The organism is Mycobacterium intermedium, from assembly GCF_002086275.1.
Lineage (GTDB): Bacteria > Actinomycetota > Actinomycetes > Mycobacteriales > Mycobacteriaceae > Mycobacterium > Mycobacterium intermedium.
The window spans coordinates 45,827-63,926 of record NZ_MVHT01000034.1; the positions used below are offsets into that span (position 1 = coordinate 45,827).

The following is an 18,100-nucleotide window of genomic DNA, read 5'->3' on the forward strand; positions in this document are numbered from 1 at the left end:
TGGGAAGACTTCTGTGGCACAGAAGGACGTTCTGACAGACCTGAGCAAGGTCCGCAATATCGGCATCATGGCGCACATCGATGCCGGCAAGACCACGACCACCGAGCGGATCCTCTACTACACCGGCATCAGCTACAAGATCGGTGAGGTGCACGACGGTGCCGCCACCATGGACTGGATGGAGCAGGAGCAGGAGCGGGGTATCACCATCACCTCGGCTGCGACTACCACGTTCTGGAAGAACCACCAGATCAACCTGATCGACACGCCCGGCCACGTCGACTTCACCGTCGAGGTGGAGCGCAGCCTGCGGGTCCTCGACGGTGCCGTCGCGGTGTTCGATGGCAAGGAAGGCGTCGAGCCGCAGTCCGAGCAGGTGTGGCGCCAGGCCGACAAGTACGACGTGCCCCGTATCTGCTTCGTCAACAAGATGGACAAGATCGGCGCCGACTTCTACTTCTCGGTCAAGACCATGGAGGAGCGCCTCGGCGCCAACGTGATCCCGATCCAGTTGCCGATCGGCTCGGAGAGCGAGTTCGAGGGCGTCGTCGACCTGGTCGAGATGAACGCCAAGGTGTGGCGTGGCGAGACGAAGCTGGGCGAGACCTACGACACCGTCGAGATCCCCGCAGAGCTGGCGGAGAAGGCGGAGGAGTACCGCACCAAGCTGCTCGAGGCCGTCGCCGAGACGGACGAGGAGCTGCTGGAGAAGTACTTCGGCGGCGAAGAACTCACCGTCGACGAGATCAAGGGCGCGTTGCGCAAGCTGACCATCAGCTCCGAGGCCTACCCGGTGCTGTGCGGCAGTGCGTTCAAGAACAAGGGCGTGCAGCCCATGCTCGACGCCGTCGTCGACTACCTCCCGTCCCCGTTGGACGTGCCGCCGGCCATCGGCCACGTTCCGGGCAAGGAAGACCAAGAGATCACCCGCAACCCGTCGGTCGACGAGCCGTTCGCGGCGCTGGCGTTCAAGGTCGCCGCGCACCCGTTCTTCGGCAAGCTGACCTACGTCCGGGTGTACTCGGGCAAGGTCGACTCCGGCTCGCAGGTCATCAACGCCACCAAGGGCAAGAAGGAGCGTCTGGGCAAGCTCTTCCAGATGCACTCCAACAAGGAGAACCCGGTGGAGACGGCCAGCGCCGGCCACATCTACGCGGTGATCGGCCTGAAGGACACCACCACCGGCGACACGCTGTGCGATCCGAACGACCAGATCGTGCTGGAGTCGATGACCTTCCCCGACCCGGTTATCGAGGTGGCCATCGAGCCCAAGACCAAGAGCGACCAGGAGAAGTTGAGCCTGTCGATCCAGAAGCTCGCCGAGGAGGACCCGACCTTCAAGGTGCACCAGGACCCCGAGACCGGTCAGACCGTGATCGGCGGCATGGGCGAGTTGCACCTGGACATCCTGGTCGACCGCATGCGTCGGGAGTTCAAGGTCGAGGCCAATGTCGGCAAGCCGCAGGTGGCCTACAAGGAAACCATCCGCCGGGTGGTGGACAGCGTCGAGTACACCCACAAGAAGCAGACGGGTGGCTCCGGCCAGTTCGCCAAGGTGATCATCAAGCTCGAACCGTTCACCAGCGAAGACGGTGCCACCTACGAGTTCGAGAGCAAGGTCACCGGTGGGCGCATCCCGCGCGAGTACATTCCGTCGGTGGATGCGGGAGCGCAAGACGCCATGCAGTACGGCGTCCTGGCCGGCTACCCGCTGGTGAACCTGAAGGTCACCCTGCTTGACGGCGCCTTCCACGAGGTCGACTCGTCGGAGATGGCCTTCAAGATCGCCGGTTCGCAAGCCCTGAAAAAGGCTGCAGCACAAGCGCAACCGGTGATCCTGGAACCCATCATGGCCGTCGAGGTCACCACGCCCGAGGCGTACATGGGTGACGTGATTGGGGACCTGAACTCCCGCCGTGGTCAAATTCAGGCCATGGAGGAGCGGGCCGGTGCGCGCGTCGTGAGGGCGCACGTGCCGCTGTCGGAGATGTTCGGCTACGTCGGCGACCTACGGTCCAAGACTCAAGGCCGGGCGAACTACTCCATGGTGTTCGACAGCTATGCCGAAGTGCCGGCGCAGGTGTCGAAGGAAATCATCGCCAAGGCGACCGGCGAATAGGCGCCGGGCAATAGGTAAACGCCCTACGAGTAAGCTGACGCGGTTGGCACCCGCGGCAAATAATTTCAGAACATCAACACTGCTTTTTTAAGCACCAACAGTCCAGGAGGACACAAAAGTGGCGAAGGCGAAGTTCCAGCGGACCAAGCCCCACGTCAACATCGGGACCATCGGTCACGTTGACCACGGCAAGACCACCCTGACCGCGGCCATCACCAAGGTCCTGCACGACAAGTTTCCGGACCTGAATGAGTCCAAGGCGTTCGACCAGATCGACAACGCGCCTGAGGAGCGTCAGCGCGGTATCACGATCAACATCGCGCACGTGGAGTACCAGACCGACAAGCGCCACTACGCGCACGTCGACGCGCCTGGTCACGCTGACTACATCAAGAACATGATCACCGGTGCCGCCCAGATGGACGGCGCGATCCTGGTGGTCGCCGCTACGGACGGCCCGATGCCGCAGACCCGCGAGCACGTGCTGCTCGCCCGTCAGGTCGGTGTCCCCTACATCCTGGTGGCGCTGAACAAGGCCGACGCGGTCGACGACGAGGAGCTGCTCGAGCTCGTCGAGATGGAGGTCCGCGAGCTGCTGGCCGCCCAGGAGTTCGACGAGGAGGCCCCCGTTGTGCGGGTGTCCGCCCTGAAGGCTCTCGAGGGTGACGAGAAGTGGGTCAAGAGCGTCGAGGAGTTGATGGACGCCGTTGACGAGTCGATTCCGGACCCGGTACGCGAGACCGACAAGCCGTTCCTGATGCCCGTCGAGGACGTCTTCACCATCACCGGCCGTGGCACCGTGGTGACCGGCCGTGTCGAGCGGGGCGTCATCAACGTCAACGAGGAAGTCGAGATCGTCGGTATCCGTCCGACCACCACCAAGACCACGGTCACCGGTGTCGAGATGTTCCGCAAGCTGCTCGACCAGGGCCAGGCGGGCGACAACGTCGGTCTGCTGCTGCGTGGTGTCAAGCGTGAGGACGTCGAGCGCGGGCAGGTCGTCACCAAGCCCGGCACCACCACGCCGCACACCGAGTTCGAGGGCCAGGTCTACATCCTGTCCAAGGACGAGGGCGGTCGGCACACGCCGTTCTTCAACAACTACCGTCCGCAGTTCTACTTCCGCACCACCGACGTGACCGGTGTGGTGACGCTGCCGGAGGGTACGGAGATGGTCATGCCCGGTGACAACACCAACATCTCGGTGAAGCTGATCCAGCCGGTCGCCATGGACGAGGGTCTGCGGTTCGCCATCCGCGAGGGTGGTCGCACCGTCGGCGCCGGCCGGGTTACCAAGATCATCAAGTAATTTCGCTGCGCGCTACCTTCGTAGCGCCAACAGACGCAAAGCCCCCGACTAGTTCGGGGGTTTTTGCGTCTGTTGGCCGCGGCCGAGGTCGCCAACGTCCAGCAGCAGGTGTTCGACCTGATCAACACTCCCACCCGGCTGCTCCTTGGGCGTCCCCTGATCGGCGACGGGCGGCCCGGGGCACCGGGAATGCCGATTTCGGCGGCGGAGCGGCGCGTCGGCGAAAAGCTGTGATCGGTAGGGGCTGCGCGGGCGCTACTGTGACAGCAACTTTCCGGCTTAACGAGGAGTGGTCACATGCTGGCGCGCTACATCAAGACGCAGTTGCTGGTGCTGTTGTGTGGGGGTTTGGTCGGGCCGATCTTTCTGATCGTCTACTTCGCCCTGGGCCTGCAGGAATACACGGGCTGGATGTTCTGGGCCGGTCTGATCATCACCGTGCTCGACGTTCTCGTCGCGCTTGCGTTGACCAACTGGGGCGAGAAGACCGCGGCCAAGACGGCGTTGCTGGAACAAACCGGGGTGCTGGCGCTCGCCCAGATCACCGGCTTGCAGGAGACGGGGACCCGGATCAACGACCAGCCGATGGTGAAGGTGCAGCTGCACATCTCCGGGCCGGGGATCACACCGTTCGACTCCGAAGACCGGGTGATCGCGAGCGTGACGCGACTCGGCAACCTCACCGCGGGCAAGCTCGTCGTCCTCGTTGATCCCGTCACCAACCAGTACCTGATCGACTGGGAGCGCAGCGCACTGGTCAACGGCCTGGTGCCCGCGCAGTTCCACGTCTCTTCGGACAACCAGACCTACGACCTGCGTGGGCAGGCCGGACCATTGATGGAGATCCTGCAAATTCTGAAGGCCAACAACATCCCGTTGAACCGGATGATCGACGTCCGTTCGAATCCGATCCTCACTCAGCAGATCAACGAGGTGGTACGCCGGGCGGCCCACCAGCAGTCGGGGCAGGCGGCCCCGGCCGCCCAGCAGGCATCGATCGGCGAGCGGCTGCAGGAACTGGATTCGCTGCGCGCCAGCGGTGCGCTCAACGACCAGGAATACGCCAGCCGCCGCGCCCAGATCATCTCCGAGATCTGACGCGCCGACCGAGTTAGAACACGTTTCAGTTCCGCTGTTAACCTTGCCGAATGGGATCTCTACAAGGACGGGTGGCCTTCATCACCGGGGCCGCCCGAGCCCAGGGGCGCTCGCACGCGATCAGGCTCGCCCGTGAGGGCGCGGACATTGTTGCGTCGGACGTCTGCGCTCGGGTGTCCGACAGCATCACCTACACGCCGGCCACTCCCGAGGACCTCAGCGAAACCGTGCGCGCGGTTGAGGCCGAGGGGCGCAAGGTGCTGGCCCGCGAGGTCGACATCCGGGACGACGCGGCACTGCGGCAACTGGTTGCCGACGGAGTCGAGCAGTTCGGACGCCTCGACATCGTGGTGGCCAACGCCGGGGTGCTGGGTTGGGGACGGGTTTGGGAGCTCACCGACGAGCAGTGGGACACCGTCATCGGGGTCAACCTCACCGGCACCTTCAAGACGCTGCGGGCCACGATTCCGGCGATGATCGAGGCCGGCAATGGGGGGTCGATCGTGGTGGTCAGCTCCTCGGCGGGCCTGAAGGCGACACCGGGCAACGGCCACTACGCGGCCAGCAAATACGGACTCACCGGTCTGACCAACACGTTGGCGATCGAACTCGGCGAATACGGCATCCGGGTCAATTCCATCCACCCCTACTCGGTGGACACGCCGATGATCGAGCCGGAAGCGATGATGGAGATATTCGCCAAGCATCCGCGCTTTGTGCACAGCTTCCCGCCAATGCCCATGCAGTACAAAGGCTTTATGACCGCCGACGAGGTGTCCGACGTCGTGGTCTGGCTCGCTGGCGACGGGTCGGGCACTCTGTCGGGCCAGCAGATCCATGTCGACAAGGGCGCGTTGAAGTACTGAGTGTCGACCGTGCTATGAACTCCACGTGACGACTAGCAACGGAATCGTGATCGTCGGCGGCGGGTTGGCCGCCGCCCGCACCGCCGAGCAGCTGCGACGCGCGGAGTACGCCGGCCCCATCACCATCGTCAGTGACGAGGTGCACCTGCCGTACGACCGGCCGCCCCTGTCCAAGGAAGTGCTGCGCGCCGAGATCGACGACACCGCCCTCAAACCCCGCGAATGGTACGACGAGAAGAACATCAATCTGCGGCTGGGAGCGGCAGCCACCGGCGTGGACACCGCGGCCAAGACCATCACCCTGGCCGATGGCTCCGTGCTCGGCTACGACGACCTCGTCATCGCGACCGGCCTTGTCCCACGGCGCATCCCGAGCTTCCCCGACCTGGAGGGCATCCGGGTGCTGCGGTCGCTCGACGAGTGCATGGCGCTGCGCAGCCACGCATCGTCGGCCAACAAGGCGGTGGTGATCGGGGCGGGCTTCATCGGCTGTGAGGTGGCGGCGAGCCTGCGCGGCCTCGGGGTCGACGTGGTCCTGGTGGAGCCTCAGCCGACGCCGCTCGCCTCGGTCCTGGGCACCCAGATCGGTGAACTGGTGACGCGCCTGCACCGCGACGAGGGTGTCGACGTGCGGACCGGCCTGGGTGTGGCGGAGGTGCGTGGCGACGGGCACGTGGACACCGTGGTGCTGACCGACGGCACGGAGGTGAGCGCCGACCTGGTGGTGGTGGGCATCGGGTCGCACCCGGCCACGGATTGGCTGGAGGGCAGCGGCATCGAGGTCGACAACGGCGTGGTGTGCGACGAGGCCGGCCGCACCAGCGCGCCGCACGTTTGGGCGCTGGGTGACGTCGCCTCCTGGCGAGACGCGACGGGACACCAAGCGCGGGTGGAGCATTGGAGCAACGTCGCCGACCAGGCCCGGGTCATCGTGCCGGCGATACTGGGCAACGAGCTGCCGACCAACGTGGTAGTCCCTTACTTCTGGAGCGACCAGTATGACGTCAAGATCCAGTGCCTGGGCGAGCCGGAAGCCACCGACATCGTCCACCTGGTCGAGGACGACGGCCGCAAATTCCTGGCCTACTACGAACGGGACGGCGTGCTCGTCGGCGTGGTCGGCGGCGGCGTTCCCGGCAAGGTCATGAAGACCCGGGCCAAGATCGCCGCAGCCGCCCCGATCGGCGAAGTGCTGGAATAGGCAAGAGTCCTAGAACTCGCCCAGGTAGAACCGGCCACCCTGGTCGTCGGCGCACTCGGCCGACAACCCGTACGGCTGGCGCGACGGCTCGGCCAACACCGTGCCGCCGGCCTCCCGCACCCGCGCGACGGCCGCATCGATGTCGGCGACGGTCCACATCGGCACCGTGCGCGGATGTGCGCTGCCACCGGCGGCACCGGCCATCGGGTGAACGTTGGCCACCTGCCAGCCGTCGTCGATGCGCCCGGGTTCGAACGTCCACCCCAGCACCCGGCCGTAGAAACCGCGGAATTCCGCGGAGTCGGCCACCTCGTAGGTGATGTAGGACAGTTCACCCGGGCCAGACCCGTTGAGCTGTGGGCGTTTCCGGCCGGCCATCGGCTCGAACACGGCGAAGGCCGTGCCTTGGGAGTCGGTCGCCTCCAGTACCGTCCCGAACTCGAACTCGCGCGTTTCGCCCACCGCGCCGCCGGCCTCGGTGATCGCCGCGCGAGCGGCGGCCAAATCCGCGACGGCGTAGCAACAGAACAGCGTGGGGCGTCCCGCGACGGTGAAAATGCCGGTCGGCAGGTCTGTGTTGGTCACTTGCTGGGAGTCCGGATCGTACGTCCAGCCCAGCACGTGACCGTAGAACGCGGCCGCCCGAGCGGCGTCGGGAACCCACACCGAGATGTAGCCGACGTCGCCATGCCGGATCGGTTCGCCGACGGGGCCGGTGAGCATCCAGCGGTGGCCGAACGGATCGATGATGGTCGCGTTGCGCGATCCATGGGCCTCGTAGATGTCCCGCACGACGTCGGCGCCCTGCTCTTGGGCTCGACGCAAGGCCGCATCGGTGTCCGGGACATGCAGCATCAGGCTGACCGAAACCGCCTCCGGGGCAGGAGCCTTCAGACCCAGCTCGGGAAACTGGTCGGCCAGATACAGAACACCGCCGGCGATCTCGATTTCGGCGTGCCCAATTCGACTGTCGTCCATCACGATTGGCTCACCGATGACGGTTGCGCCGAAAGCATCGGTGTACCAGGCAAGGGCGGCTCGCGCATCGGCGACGGTGAGGTAGGGCAGTGCGGCCGAGCGCGGGGGCGCAGCGGCGGTGGCCCCAGTGGTATCCGTGTTCAGGGCCGACGGTTCGGTCAATTCGGAAACGGCTGTTGCGGTTCCGCTCATCTCAACTCCTTCCGGTAACGAAAGCGCGGCCTCGAGGCGCCGTCGCAAGCGCGCCGCGAAGGCCGGATCGGGTTGCACCGGAAGGTCTTCGGTGTGCAGCACGTGCAGAGGGTCGCTCATGACGTGCCTCCTTCCGGATATTGCTCCCTGAATGCCCTTCGGGCCCGCACCAGCAGCGCCTCGGTGGCGTGCACGGTGCGTCCGATCAGTTCGGCGCATTCGCCTACGCTGCAGTCGTCCATGTAGCGCAGCACCAGCACGGTGCGGTGCGGCTCGGTCAACCGGGCCAGCACGCTTTCGGCCACCAGGCGGTCCAACTCGGCGTCGCAGTCGTCGACCCCGGGCGGTTCTGGCACCTCGGCAACCGGGTCGGTGAACCGGTCGTGGCGGCGTCGGTAATGATCGGCCAGTTTGTGCCGCGCCACGCCGAGCAACCACGGAACGGCGATCGGCGGCGGGTCGTCCTTTCGGGCGGCGTCCATCGCCGCCAGGAAGGTTTCCGAGGTCAGATCCTCGGCCGTCCCGCGATCGCCGCAACGCCGCACGAAGTAGCCGTACACCACCGGCAACGCGTCGTCGTACAGCGACAGCAGCGCGTGCGCGGCTTCGCCGGCGGCACGGCGATCGCGGTCCGGTCGGGCGCTCACACTCTTATCGTCGCCGTTTCGGCCGAAACTCCGACGGGCCGATCGGAAGAATTTTCAAAACCAGTGCACCGGCGGGCCGTGCGCGTGGCATTCGCCCAGGACCCGCATGTCACCGCCCGGCCAGCTCGCCGCCCTTACCAGAAACTTGAGCGGCGCCCCGGGCCCGGCGCGATTGGGCTCCATCGTGAGATGGGCGAACGGGCGGCGGCCGGTGGCGAGTTCGGTCAGGCGGTCGATCGATTCGCGCACCGCGACCCGTTCTTCGCGCGACAGGTATTGCCACGTGATCGAATGCCACAGCACGGTCAGCGTGCCGTCGGACAGGGTCAGCGCGGCCGCTGCTGCTGCCGCCCTCTGCCGCTCCAAACGCACCGGAACGTCGCGCGCAACCTCGATGGCGCCGCGCAACCGTTCCAGCCGAGCGGTCTGGTCGGGCCAGACGTAGCTCAACACGGTCATGGCCCCGTCGCCGTCAGTGACATCGATCGGCGCGATGTCGTAGCCGTTGCGTTCGATGATCCGCACCGTGCCCGCCGGCGGCAGCTCCCCGCGCCACGCGTCGTCGATGCGGACCGGTGAATCCGGGGTTCCCCAACCGTCGCCGTCGTAGCGATAGTGGTAACGGTCGGCTCGCAGGTTCAGCCCGGCGCTCGTGCCGATCTCGAAAAGTCTTATTGGAAAGCCGAATTCGCGGTTGAGCCGGAGCAAGCCGCCGATCAGCGCGGCGGACCTGCCCACCTCGTTGGTCTGTGGCGGTTGGTCGAGAGCCGCCCGCAACGACTCGGTGTGCGCCGCCGCGGTACTCAGGATTTCCGGCCAGGCGGCCGTAGCGTCCCAGCTGCCTCCGACGCTGGGATACCAGGCTCGCAAGGTCGGCGCCCGCCCGTCGAGCACCATCCGGTGCAGACCACCGAGGAGACGCAGCGGCACCGCCTGGCCGGACGACGCATGTTCGCGGCCGGCCAGGATGCCGGCGAAGACGCCGTCGGCCTCGACGTCGGCGGCCACCATCTCGAACAGGTCGCCGTACATCGGCGACCCCGCTGCCGCGCAGAACCGTCCCTGCGCGCGCAGCGTGTGCAGCAGATGCTCGTCACCCGTGCCGTTCACAGGTCGAGCCCGGCGCCGACGACGTCGAACGCGCTGCCCAACGCCTCGGAGAGCGTGACGTTCTCGTCGCTCAGCCAGTGTTCGTAGGCGCTCAACGCGACCCCGAGCATCGTCCAGGCGATGGTCTGGGGCAACAGGTCGGTCGTCTTGGTGCCGGTCCGACGGGCGACGAACTCGGCGACCACTTCCCGCCAGCCGGCGTACATGGTCATCGAATATGCCTGCAGCTCTGGGGTTTGCAGGATCACCCGCATGCGTTGGCGGTGCCGGATGGTCTCGCACTCGTCGAATGTGTTGAACGCCAACAAGGCGGCACGCAATGCCGCGCGGAGCGGCACGCTGTCGTCTGCGTCGAGCAGGTCCCGCAGCTGGTCGAGGTGGGTATCGAAATCGCCCCAGGGCAGCGCGTTCTTGGAGGCGTAGTAACGAAAGAGCGTGCGGCGCGCGATGCCCGCCGCCTGCGCGACATCGTCGACGCTGACGTCGTCGAAACCTCGGACGGCGAACAAGTCGATGGCCACGTTGGAGATGTGGTGTGGTGTCGTCGAGCGGCGTCGGCCGACCCGCGACTCGTGCGCCATCGCACCCCGCCCTTTCATTTCGGCACTCGATGCCATATTCTGTCGACGATTGTGATCACAACCACCCCTTCTTGTCGAGACCCTATGGAGAGGCGAACCCACATGGACCGCGAGAACGAGAACGAGACCACCACCGAGCTTGTCACCGAGACCCTGGTTGAGGAAGTGTCCATCGACGGCATGTGCGGGGTCTACTGAGCATGTCCCCGGCGCCGCCTCGGGCGGCTGCACGGCCCGCGCCATCGCAGCGCGGGCCGGCCGCGTTCGATCCCGACCGTGGTTGGCGGTTGCACCCTCAGGTAGCGGTACGACCGGAACCGTTCGGTGCGCTGCTCTACCACTTCGGGACGCGCAAGCTGTCGTTCCTCAAGAACCGCACCATCCTCACGGTGGTGCAGACGCTGGCCGATCATCCCGATCTCCGCTCCGCCTGCCGCGCGGCGGGGGTCGAGGATGGCGACCAGGGCCCGTATCTGCACGCCCTGGGTGTGCTGGCCGATTCCAACATGCTGGTGCCCGAGGAGGCCCAATGACCGTGCTCGACACCGGGCCCAAGACCGTACGAGTGCCCCGTCTCATCGAGCAATTCGAGCGTGGGCTGGACGCGCCGATTTGCCTGACCTGGGAACTGACCTACGCCTGCAACCTGGCGTGCGTGCACTGCCTGTCGTCGTCGGGCAAGCGTGATCCACGTGAGCTGTCCACCCGCCAATGCAAGGACATCATCGACGAGCTGGAACGCATGCAGGTGTTCTACGTGAACATCGGTGGCGGCGAACCCACTGTGCGACAAGACTTTTGGGAGCTGGTGGACTACGCCACCGAGCACCATGTCGGAGTCAAGTTCTCCACCAACGGCGTGCGGATCACCCCGGAGGTGGCCGCGCGGCTGGCGGCCAGCGACTACGTTGATGTGCAGATCTCGCTGGACGGCGCTACCGCTGAGATCAACGACGCCGTCCGCGGCGCCGGGTCGTTTGACATGGCCGTGCGCGCCCTGCAGAACCTCGCCGACGCCGGCTTCAAAGACGCCAAGATCTCCGTGGTCGTCACCCGCCACAATGTCGACCAGCTCGACGAATTCGCGGCACTGGCAGACCGCTACGGGGCCACCCTGCGGATCACCCGGCTGCGTCCTTCCGGGCGCGGCGCCGACGTCTGGGATGAGTTGCATCCGACGGCAGACCAGCAGGTGCAGCTCTACGACTGGCTGGTCGCCAAGGGGGAGCGGGTGCTCACCGGCGACTCGTTCTTCCATCTGGCCCCGCTGGGCCAGTCCGGTGCCCTGGCCGGGCTGAATATGTGCGGAGCAGGGCGGGTGGTCTGCCTGATCGACCCGGTGGGCGACGTGTACGCCTGCCCGTTCGCCATCCACGATCGCTTCCTGGCCGGAAATGTCTTGCACGACGGCGGTTTTGCGAATGTCTGGCAGAACGCCCCGCTGTTCCGTGAGCTGCGCGAACCGCAATCCGCGGGCGCATGCGGCAGCTGCGGACACTACGACAGCTGCCGGGGCGGTTGCATGGCGGCCAAGTTCTTCACCGGTCTGCCGCTGGACGGGCCGGATCCCGAGTGCGTCCAGGGTTACGGCGCGCCGGCCCTGGCCGGGGAGCGGGAGACGCCGCGGCCCCGCGTCGACCACTCCCGTGGTCGCAAGCTCAGCACGCCGGTCCCGCTGACCCTGTCCGTCCGACCGCCGGCGCACGCGCCGGCCAGGCTCTGTAACGAAAGTCCGATTTAGCGTGGCCGATCAATGGTTTGAAACCGTCGCGATCGCGCAGCAGCGCGCCAAGCGGCGGCTCCCCAAGTCCGTTTATTCGTCGCTGATCGCGGCAAGCGAAAAGGGAGTCACGGTCGCCGACAACGTCGCGGCCTTCAGCGAACTCGGCTTTGCGCCGCATGTCGTCGGCGCGCCCGAAAAGCGTGACCTGTCCACCACGGTCATGGGACAGGACATTTCGCTTCCGGTGATCATCTCGCCGACCGGGGTACAGGCGGTCGACCCGGACGGCGAGGTGGCGGTGGCCCGCGCCGCGGCCGCCCGCGGCACCGCGATGGGATTGTCCTCGTTCGCCAGCAAGCCGATCGAAGAGGTCGTCGCCGCCAACCCGAAGGTGTTCTTCCAGATCTACTGGTTGGGCGGACGCGACGCGATCGCCGAGCGTGCCGAGCGTGCGCGCCAAGCCGGGGCGGTCGGGCTGATCGTCACCACCGACTGGACGTTCTCACACGGGCGCGACTGGGGCAGCCCCAAGATCCCCGAAGAGATGAACTTCAAGACGATGCTGCGGATGTCTCCGGAGGTGATCACCAAACCGCGGTGGCTGTGGAAGTTCGGCAAGACGCTGCGGCCGCCGGACCTGCGGGTGCCCAATCAGGCCCGGCGCGGCGAGCCGGGTCCGCCGTTCTTCAGCGCGTACGGGGAGTGGATGGGCACGCCGCCGCCGACCTGGGAGGACATCGCCTGGCTGCGCGAGCTGTGGGGCGGACCGTTCATGCTCAAGGGCGTGATGCGGGTGGACGACGCCAAAAGGGCGGTGGACGCGGGTGTTTCGGCCATCTCGGTGTCCAACCACGGCGGTAACAACCTGGACGGCACGCCCGCCGCGATCCGCGCTCTTCCGGCCGTGGCCGCGGCCGTCGGTGACCAGGTCGAGGTGCTGCTCGACGGCGGCATCCGGCGGGGGAGTGATGTCGTGAAGGCCGTGGCGCTGGGTGCGCGCGCGGTGATGATCGGCCGTGCCTACTTGTGGGGTTTGGCCGCGGCCGGACAGGCCGGCGTCGAAAACGTGCTCGACATCCTTTACGGCGGCATCGACTCGGCGCTGATGGGTCTGGGTCGTTCCTCGATTCACGATCTCGGTCCCGATGACATCCTGGTTCCGGACGGCTTCCCCCGCACGCTGGGTGCATAGGTAGATCGCAATCCGAGAGATATCCCAGGTGTCTTGCCGTGGTGGAGGAGCAAAGTTTCGGGCCGCGATTGCCCGGTGTGGAAAAAATTTCGCTAGTTGAGAAAACAATTGCTGCACAACAGGTAAATTCGGCCTACCATCAGCCAGTGCCCGTAAGCGGCGAACTGGGGAGTGCTACGTCGAAGCAATTGTCAATATCCACCTCTGCGTCAATTTTGGTCCCGTTGGGATCCACCGAGCAGCATGGTCCGCATCTGCCACTGGATACCGACACACGCATTGCGACCGCGGTGGCCCGCGCTCTGGCCGAACGCCTCGGCCCCTTCGAGTGGCTGGTAGCGCCCGCCGTCGCGTACGGCGCCAGCGGTGAGCACCAGAGCTTTCCCGGAACGATCTCGATAGGCACCGAAGCGCTCGCGACATTGTTGGTCGAATACGGTCGCTCCGCTTCCTGCTGGGCGCAGCGCCTGGTATTCGTCAACGGCCACGGCGGCAACATCTCCGCTCTGACCCGCGCGACGAGTCTGCTGCGATCGGAAGGCCGCGACGTGGGATGGTGCCCGTGCAGTTGCGCCGGTGGCGACGCCCACGCCGGGCACACGGAAACGTCGATCTTGCTGCACATTTCGCCCGCCGAGGTGCGCACCGACCGGCTGCTGGTCGGCAATGAAGCGCCTCTGGCCGATTTGCTGCCGTCGATGCGCCGGGGTGGCGTCGCGGCGGTCAGTGCGATCGGGGTGCTTGGGGATCCGACGACCGCGACGTCGGCGGAGGGGGAGCGGATCTTCGCGGAAATGGTCGATGACTGTCGGCGTCGTATCGAGCGGTGGACGCCGGGGCGCGACGGGAAGCTCTTATGACCGCAACCCGACTTCCGGACGGGTTCGCTGTGCAGGTTGACCGTCGGGTGCGCGTGCTGGGCGATGGCGCGGCCTTGTTGGGCGGCTCGCCGATGCGGTTGCTGCGGCTGGCACCTGCGGCCCAGGACATGCTGTCCGACGGCCGTCTCAAGGTCTGCGACGATCGCAGTGCCCAGTTGGCCCGCGCCTTGCTGGACGCGACCGTGGCGCATCCACGCCCGGCGGGTGGCCCGTCATATCGTGACGTGACTGTCGTTATACCGGTACGGGACAATGTATCTGGCTTGCGCCGGCTGGTGTCTTCGCTGCGTGGCTTGCGCGTGATCATCGTCGACGACGGATCTGCGCGACCGGTCGAGCTGGAGGACTTCGAGGGCGCGCATTGCGACCTGGAAATCCTGCACCACCCCCGCAGCAGGGGACCGGCTGCGGCGCGTAACACCGGACTGGCGGCCTGCACCACCGACTTCGTGGCCTTTCTGGATTCCGACGTGGCACCCCGGCGCGGTTGGCTCGAGGTGCTGCTCGGCCACTTCTGCGATCCAACCGTTGCGTTGGTCGCCCCCCGCATCGTGGGGCTCGATCAAAGCGAGAATGTGGTCGCGCGCTATGAGGCGGTGCACTCGTCACTCGATCTCGGTCGGCGGGAAGCGCCCGTGCTGCCGCACAGCCCGGTGTCCTACGTTCCCAGCGCCGCCATCATCTGCCGCTGCTCGGCCATCCGCGACATCGGCGGGTTCGACGAAACCCTGCACGCCGGAGAAGACGTCGACCTTTGCTGGAGACTCATCGAGGCCGGCGCCCGGCTGCGATACGAGCCGATAGCGCTGGTCGCGCACGATCATCGCACCCAACTGCGGGACTGGCTGGCGCGGAAGGCGTTTTACGGCGGATCGGCGGCCCCGCTGTCGGCGCGCCACCCCGACAAAACGGCGCCGGTGGTGATCTCCGGCTGGGCGCTCATGGCATGGATCTTGATGTCCTTCGGCAGCGGCCTGGCCCAGCTGGCGTCGTTGCTCATCGCCGTGTTGACGGGCCGGCGGATCGCCAAGGCCATCAACAGTCCGCACACCTCGTTGTGGGATGTGGTCGTGATCGCCACCCGCGGCTTGTGGTCGGCCGCTCTTCAGCTGGCATCGGCCATCTGTCGGCACTACTGGCCCGTGGCATTGGTGGCGGCGATACTGTCCCGGCATTGCAGACGGGTGTTCTTGATCGCGGCGATCGTCGACGGGGTCGCGGACTGGCTGCGCCGTCGCAACATCGGCGACGATGATGCCGAGCGCATCGGGCTGCTGACCTTTCTGGTGCTCAAGCGTGTCGACGACCTGGCTTACGGTATCGGCTTGTGGTACGGCGTCCTGCGCGAACGCAATGTGGGCCCGCTCAAGCCGCGGATTCGGACGTAACGCGCACCTTGACCCATCTTGACAATGGTTGATAATGGCTGCCCAGCACAGTGATGTGCTGATCATCGGCGCGGGTAGCGCTGGATCGGTTGTGGCCGAGCGTCTTTCCGTCGATTCCCGTTGCGCGGTTACGGTGCTGGAGGCCGGCCCCGGACTGGACGACGCGCAACTGGTGGCGCAGGCCGCCAATGGGCTGCAGTTGCCGATCGGGGTGGGCAGCCCCCTGGTTCAGCGATATCTGACCACGCTCACCGATCGACCGGCGCGCAAGCTGCCGATCGTGCGCGGAGCAACGATCGGTGGGTCCGGCGCGGTCAACGGCGGCTACTTCTGCCGCGGGTTGCCCGCGGACTTCGACCGAAACCAGATACCGGGCTGGGCGTGGTCGGACGTCATCGACCACTTCCGGGCCATCGAGAACGATCTGGATTTCGACACCCCCGTCCACGGCCGCACCGGCCCGATCCGGGTACAACGAACGCACGACATGGTCGGGGCCACCGAAGTCTTTGTGCGGGCCACCGAACGGGCCGGCTTTCCGTGGATCGCCGACCTGAACGACGTCGGGCCGGACTTGCCGTCCGGGGTGGGCGCGGTACCGCTTAACATCATCGACGGAGTGCGCACCGGCGCCGGGGCGGGCTTCTTGTTGCCCGCGCTGCAACGACCCAATCTGACATTGGTGTCCCAGACCCGAGTGGTACGTATCCGCTTCTCGGGCAAGGTCGCGGTGGGCGTGGACGCTATTGGCCCCGGCGGTCAGATCACCTACACCGCCGATCGAATCGTGTTGTGTGCCGGCGCGATTGAATCGGCACATCTGCTGATGCTCTCGGGCATCGGTGATGAGGACGTGTTGGCTGCCGCCGACGTGAAACCGTTGGCGACGTTGCCGGTTGGGATCGCCTGCAGTGACCACCCGGAGTGGGTGATGCCCACAAACTGGGCGGTGGCCGAGGAACGGCCGGTGCTGGAAGTGGTGCTGACCACCGCCGATGGCATCGAAATTCGGCCATACACAGGTGGTTTCATTGCGATGACGGGTGACGGCACCGCCGGACACCGAGACTGGCCGCATATCGGAGTAGCACTGATGCGGCCACGATCACGGGGGCGAATCACGTTGGCATCCAACGACCCCGCGGTGCCGATTCGCATCGAGCATCGCTACGACAGCGAGCCCGCCGACGTCGCGGCACTACGCCAGGGTAGCGAGCTGGCCCGCGAATTATGCGGCACGGTAACGCATATCGGACACCCGGTATGGTCGACCTCGCAGCACCTGTGCGGCAGCGCCCCGATGGGCGCCGATGGCGACCCGAGAGCCGTTGTGGACCAGCGCTGTCGAGTATTCGGTATCGAAAACCTCTGGGTCATCGACGGATCCATCCTGCCGACGATCACCAGCCGCGGGCCGCACGCGACCATCGTGATGCTCGCGCACCGTGCCGCGGAATTCGTCGCCTGACGCCTTAGTTCCCGGGCAGCCCGTCCAGGCCTAGGAGTCCGCCGAGTCCGCCGGCCCCTGGCGCGCGACGGGTGGGGCCAAAACCAGCGTTGCCGCCGTTGCCGCCGCTGCCGATCAACTGGGCGTCGCCGCCTCTTCCTCCCGCGCCGCCCGTCGCCGCAGCGGTGTAGCCGGCGCCACCGGCGCCGCCCGCACCGCCATCGCCGATCAGACCGGCTTTTCCGCCGGCACCGCCAGTGCCACCGATGCCTTGGTTGGCGTCGCCGCCGCCCCCGGCGCCGCCGTTCCCGCCGTCGCCGCCCTTGCCGCAGAGGAAGCCGCCGGCCCCACCGGCACCGCCGCTGCCGCCCAGTCCTCCGTCGCCGCCAATTGCGGCTCCGACGGCCCCCCCGTCGCCGCCGCTGCCGCCGTGTCCGCCGGTCCCGCCGAAGATTCCGCCCTTGCCGCCGGCGCCGCCGCCGCCGCCGATGATGCCGCGGCCGCCCGCGCCGCCGTCGCCACCGTTCCCGCCGAGTAAGCCGCTGTTGCCGCCGGCTCCACCGTCGCCGCCCACGCCACCATTCGGTGACCCGGTGCCACCGACCCCGCCGGCCCCGCCGTTGCCGAACAGTCCGCCATCGCCGCCTCGGCCGCCCGCACCGCCGTTGCCGCCCGCTCCGACCGGGCCGAGTCCGTTGGTCGAACCGCCGGCTCCGCCTGCCCCGCCCTTGCCCCCGAGGAAACCGCCCGCACCGCCGTTGCCGCCGCTCTTGCCGGCCGAGCCCGATCCGCCGGCCCCGCCGTCACCCAATAACCAACCGGCGTCACCGCCGTTGGCGCCGCTGCCCGCCGCGCCGTTGGCGCCGTTTCCGATCAGCGGGCGGCCGGTCAGCTGCACGCTGGGTGCGTTGATCAGCCCCAGCAACTGCTGCTGCACGGTCTGCAAAGGCGTCGCGGCGGCCGCTTCGGCGCTGGCGTAGGACCCCGCGCCCGCCGCCAGCGCCTGCACAAACTGGGTGTGAAACGACGACACCTGCGCGCTCAAGGCCTGGTACTGCTGCCCGTACGACCCGAACAATGCGGCGACTGCGAGCGATACCTCGTCGGTACCCGCTGCGAGCACACCGCTGGTCGCGCCGGCGGCCGCGCTGTTGGCCGCATCTAGCGCCGCGCCGATCTCGGCCAAATCGGTTGCTGCTGTTGCGATGAATTCTGGCGCCACGCTCAGAAATGCCATGATGATTCTCCTACCGGACGGCGAGCGTCCCGATAAGAGCAGATAGCGATCTAGCCTCGATTTTTCGTCGAGGGTGATTTCGGTCGGACTTGGCGATGGGGTGCGTGGTGTCTGGGGTTTGTGTGGTTTAG

At 66.8% G+C, this 18,100-nt stretch carries 18 protein-coding genes; 13 read left to right on the forward strand and 5 right to left on the reverse strand.

The window, feature by feature from the left end:
* The first annotated feature begins 13 nt into the window (after positions 1 to 13).
* The 6 genes from fusA to BST27_RS14005 all read left to right on the forward strand — a co-directional run bounded on the left by fusA (position 14) and on the right by BST27_RS14005 (position 6,593).
* Positions 14 to 2,119 (forward strand): elongation factor G, encoded by a 2,106-nt coding sequence (gene fusA / locus BST27_RS13985; protein WP_069420817.1) that lies wholly within the window; start codon positions 14 to 16, stop codon positions 2,117 to 2,119.
* A gap of 118 nt (positions 2,120 to 2,237) precedes the next feature.
* A complete protein-coding gene (gene tuf / locus BST27_RS13990; RefSeq protein WP_069420816.1) occupies positions 2,238 to 3,428 on the forward strand; it encodes an elongation factor Tu in 1,191 nt (396 codons plus the stop codon).
* Positions 3,429 to 3,500: 72 nt separating this feature from the next.
* Positions 3,501 to 3,662 carry a hypothetical protein gene (locus tag BST27_RS32415; RefSeq protein WP_156789290.1) on the forward strand — a complete coding sequence of 54 codons (162 nt, stop codon included), beginning with the start codon at positions 3,501 to 3,503 and terminating at the stop codon, positions 3,660 to 3,662.
* A gap of 63 nt (positions 3,663 to 3,725) precedes the next feature.
* Complete coding sequence (locus BST27_RS13995; protein ID WP_069420815.1) at positions 3,726 to 4,526, forward strand: SHOCT domain-containing protein; 801 nt, start codon at positions 3,726 to 3,728, stop codon at positions 4,524 to 4,526.
* Positions 4,527 to 4,576: 50 nt separating this feature from the next.
* Positions 4,577 to 5,392: a mycofactocin-coupled SDR family oxidoreductase gene (locus BST27_RS14000; RefSeq protein WP_069420814.1), complete on the forward strand. Its 816-nt coding sequence runs from the start codon at positions 4,577 to 4,579 to the stop codon at positions 5,390 to 5,392.
* Between the two features lie 25 nt (positions 5,393 to 5,417).
* Entirely contained in the window at positions 5,418 to 6,593 is a 1,176-nt protein-coding gene (locus BST27_RS14005) for an NAD(P)/FAD-dependent oxidoreductase (RefSeq protein ID WP_069420813.1), read from the forward strand.
* 9 nt (positions 6,594 to 6,602) lie between these two features.
* On the opposite strand, the gene BST27_RS14010 is transcribed toward BST27_RS14005, so the two are convergent.
* Genes BST27_RS14010 through mftR form a run of 4 tightly spaced genes read right to left on the reverse strand, consistent with a single transcriptional unit; the run spans position 6,603 to position 10,101 of the window.
* Positions 6,603 to 7,883: a VOC family protein gene (locus tag BST27_RS14010; protein WP_069420812.1), complete on the reverse strand. Its 1,281-nt coding sequence runs from the start codon at positions 7,881 to 7,883 to the stop codon at positions 6,603 to 6,605.
* On the reverse strand, positions 7,880 to 8,410 hold the full coding sequence (locus BST27_RS14015) for an RNA polymerase sigma factor (RefSeq protein WP_069420811.1): 531 nt from the start codon (positions 8,408 to 8,410) through the stop codon (positions 7,880 to 7,882). The genes BST27_RS14010 and BST27_RS14015 overlap by 4 nt, the downstream gene beginning before the upstream one ends.
* Positions 8,411 to 8,464: 54 nt before the next feature.
* Positions 8,465 to 9,520 carry a DUF2332 domain-containing protein gene (locus tag BST27_RS14020; protein ID WP_069420810.1) on the reverse strand — a complete coding sequence of 352 codons (1,056 nt, stop codon included), beginning with the start codon at positions 9,518 to 9,520 and terminating at the stop codon, positions 8,465 to 8,467.
* Positions 9,517 to 10,101 carry a mycofactocin system transcriptional regulator gene (gene mftR / locus BST27_RS14025; RefSeq protein WP_069420809.1) on the reverse strand — a complete coding sequence of 195 codons (585 nt, stop codon included), beginning with the start codon at positions 10,099 to 10,101 and terminating at the stop codon, positions 9,517 to 9,519. The genes BST27_RS14020 and mftR overlap by 4 nt, the downstream gene beginning before the upstream one ends.
* Before the next feature lie 102 nt (positions 10,102 to 10,203).
* On the opposite strand from mftR, the gene mftA reads away from it, so the two are divergent.
* The 7 genes from mftA (at position 10,204) to mftG (ending at position 16,753) form a co-directional block, all read left to right on the forward strand.
* Entirely contained in the window at positions 10,204 to 10,299 is a 96-nt protein-coding gene (mftA, locus tag BST27_RS14030; protein ID WP_079219683.1) for a mycofactocin precursor MftA, read from the forward strand.
* Positions 10,284 to 10,634, forward strand: a complete 351-nt coding sequence (mftB, locus tag BST27_RS14035; RefSeq protein ID WP_197518158.1) for a mycofactocin biosynthesis chaperone MftB — start codon at positions 10,284 to 10,286, stop codon at positions 10,632 to 10,634. Before mftA ends, mftB begins: the two co-directional genes overlap by 16 nt.
* Positions 10,631 to 11,842: a mycofactocin radical SAM maturase gene (gene mftC / locus BST27_RS14040; RefSeq protein ID WP_069420806.1), complete on the forward strand. Its 1,212-nt coding sequence runs from the start codon at positions 10,631 to 10,633 to the stop codon at positions 11,840 to 11,842. The genes mftB and mftC overlap by 4 nt, the downstream gene beginning before the upstream one ends.
* A 1-nt stretch (position 11,843) precedes the next feature.
* A complete protein-coding gene (gene mftD, locus BST27_RS14045; protein WP_069420805.1) occupies positions 11,844 to 13,016 on the forward strand; it encodes a pre-mycofactocin synthase MftD in 1,173 nt (390 codons plus the stop codon).
* Positions 13,017 to 13,123: 107 nt separating this feature from the next.
* Positions 13,124 to 13,876, forward strand: a complete 753-nt coding sequence (mftE, locus tag BST27_RS14050; RefSeq protein ID WP_069420858.1) for a mycofactocin biosynthesis peptidyl-dipeptidase MftE — start codon at positions 13,124 to 13,126, stop codon at positions 13,874 to 13,876.
* Complete coding sequence (gene mftF / locus BST27_RS14055) at positions 13,873 to 15,285, forward strand: mycofactocin biosynthesis glycosyltransferase MftF (protein WP_069420804.1); 1,413 nt, start codon at positions 13,873 to 13,875, stop codon at positions 15,283 to 15,285. The genes mftE and mftF overlap by 4 nt, the downstream gene beginning before the upstream one ends.
* Before the next feature lie 34 nt (positions 15,286 to 15,319).
* Positions 15,320 to 16,753, forward strand: a complete 1,434-nt coding sequence (gene mftG / locus BST27_RS14060) for a mycofactocin dehydrogenase MftG (protein WP_069420803.1) — start codon at positions 15,320 to 15,322, stop codon at positions 16,751 to 16,753.
* Positions 16,754 to 16,757: 4 nt separating this feature from the next.
* Here the strand turns inward: mftG and BST27_RS34505 are convergent, their stop codons facing one another.
* Entirely contained in the window at positions 16,758 to 17,969 is a 1,212-nt protein-coding gene (locus tag BST27_RS34505; RefSeq protein WP_083148505.1) for a PE family protein, read from the reverse strand.
* Positions 17,970 to 18,100: the final 131 nt, after the last annotated feature.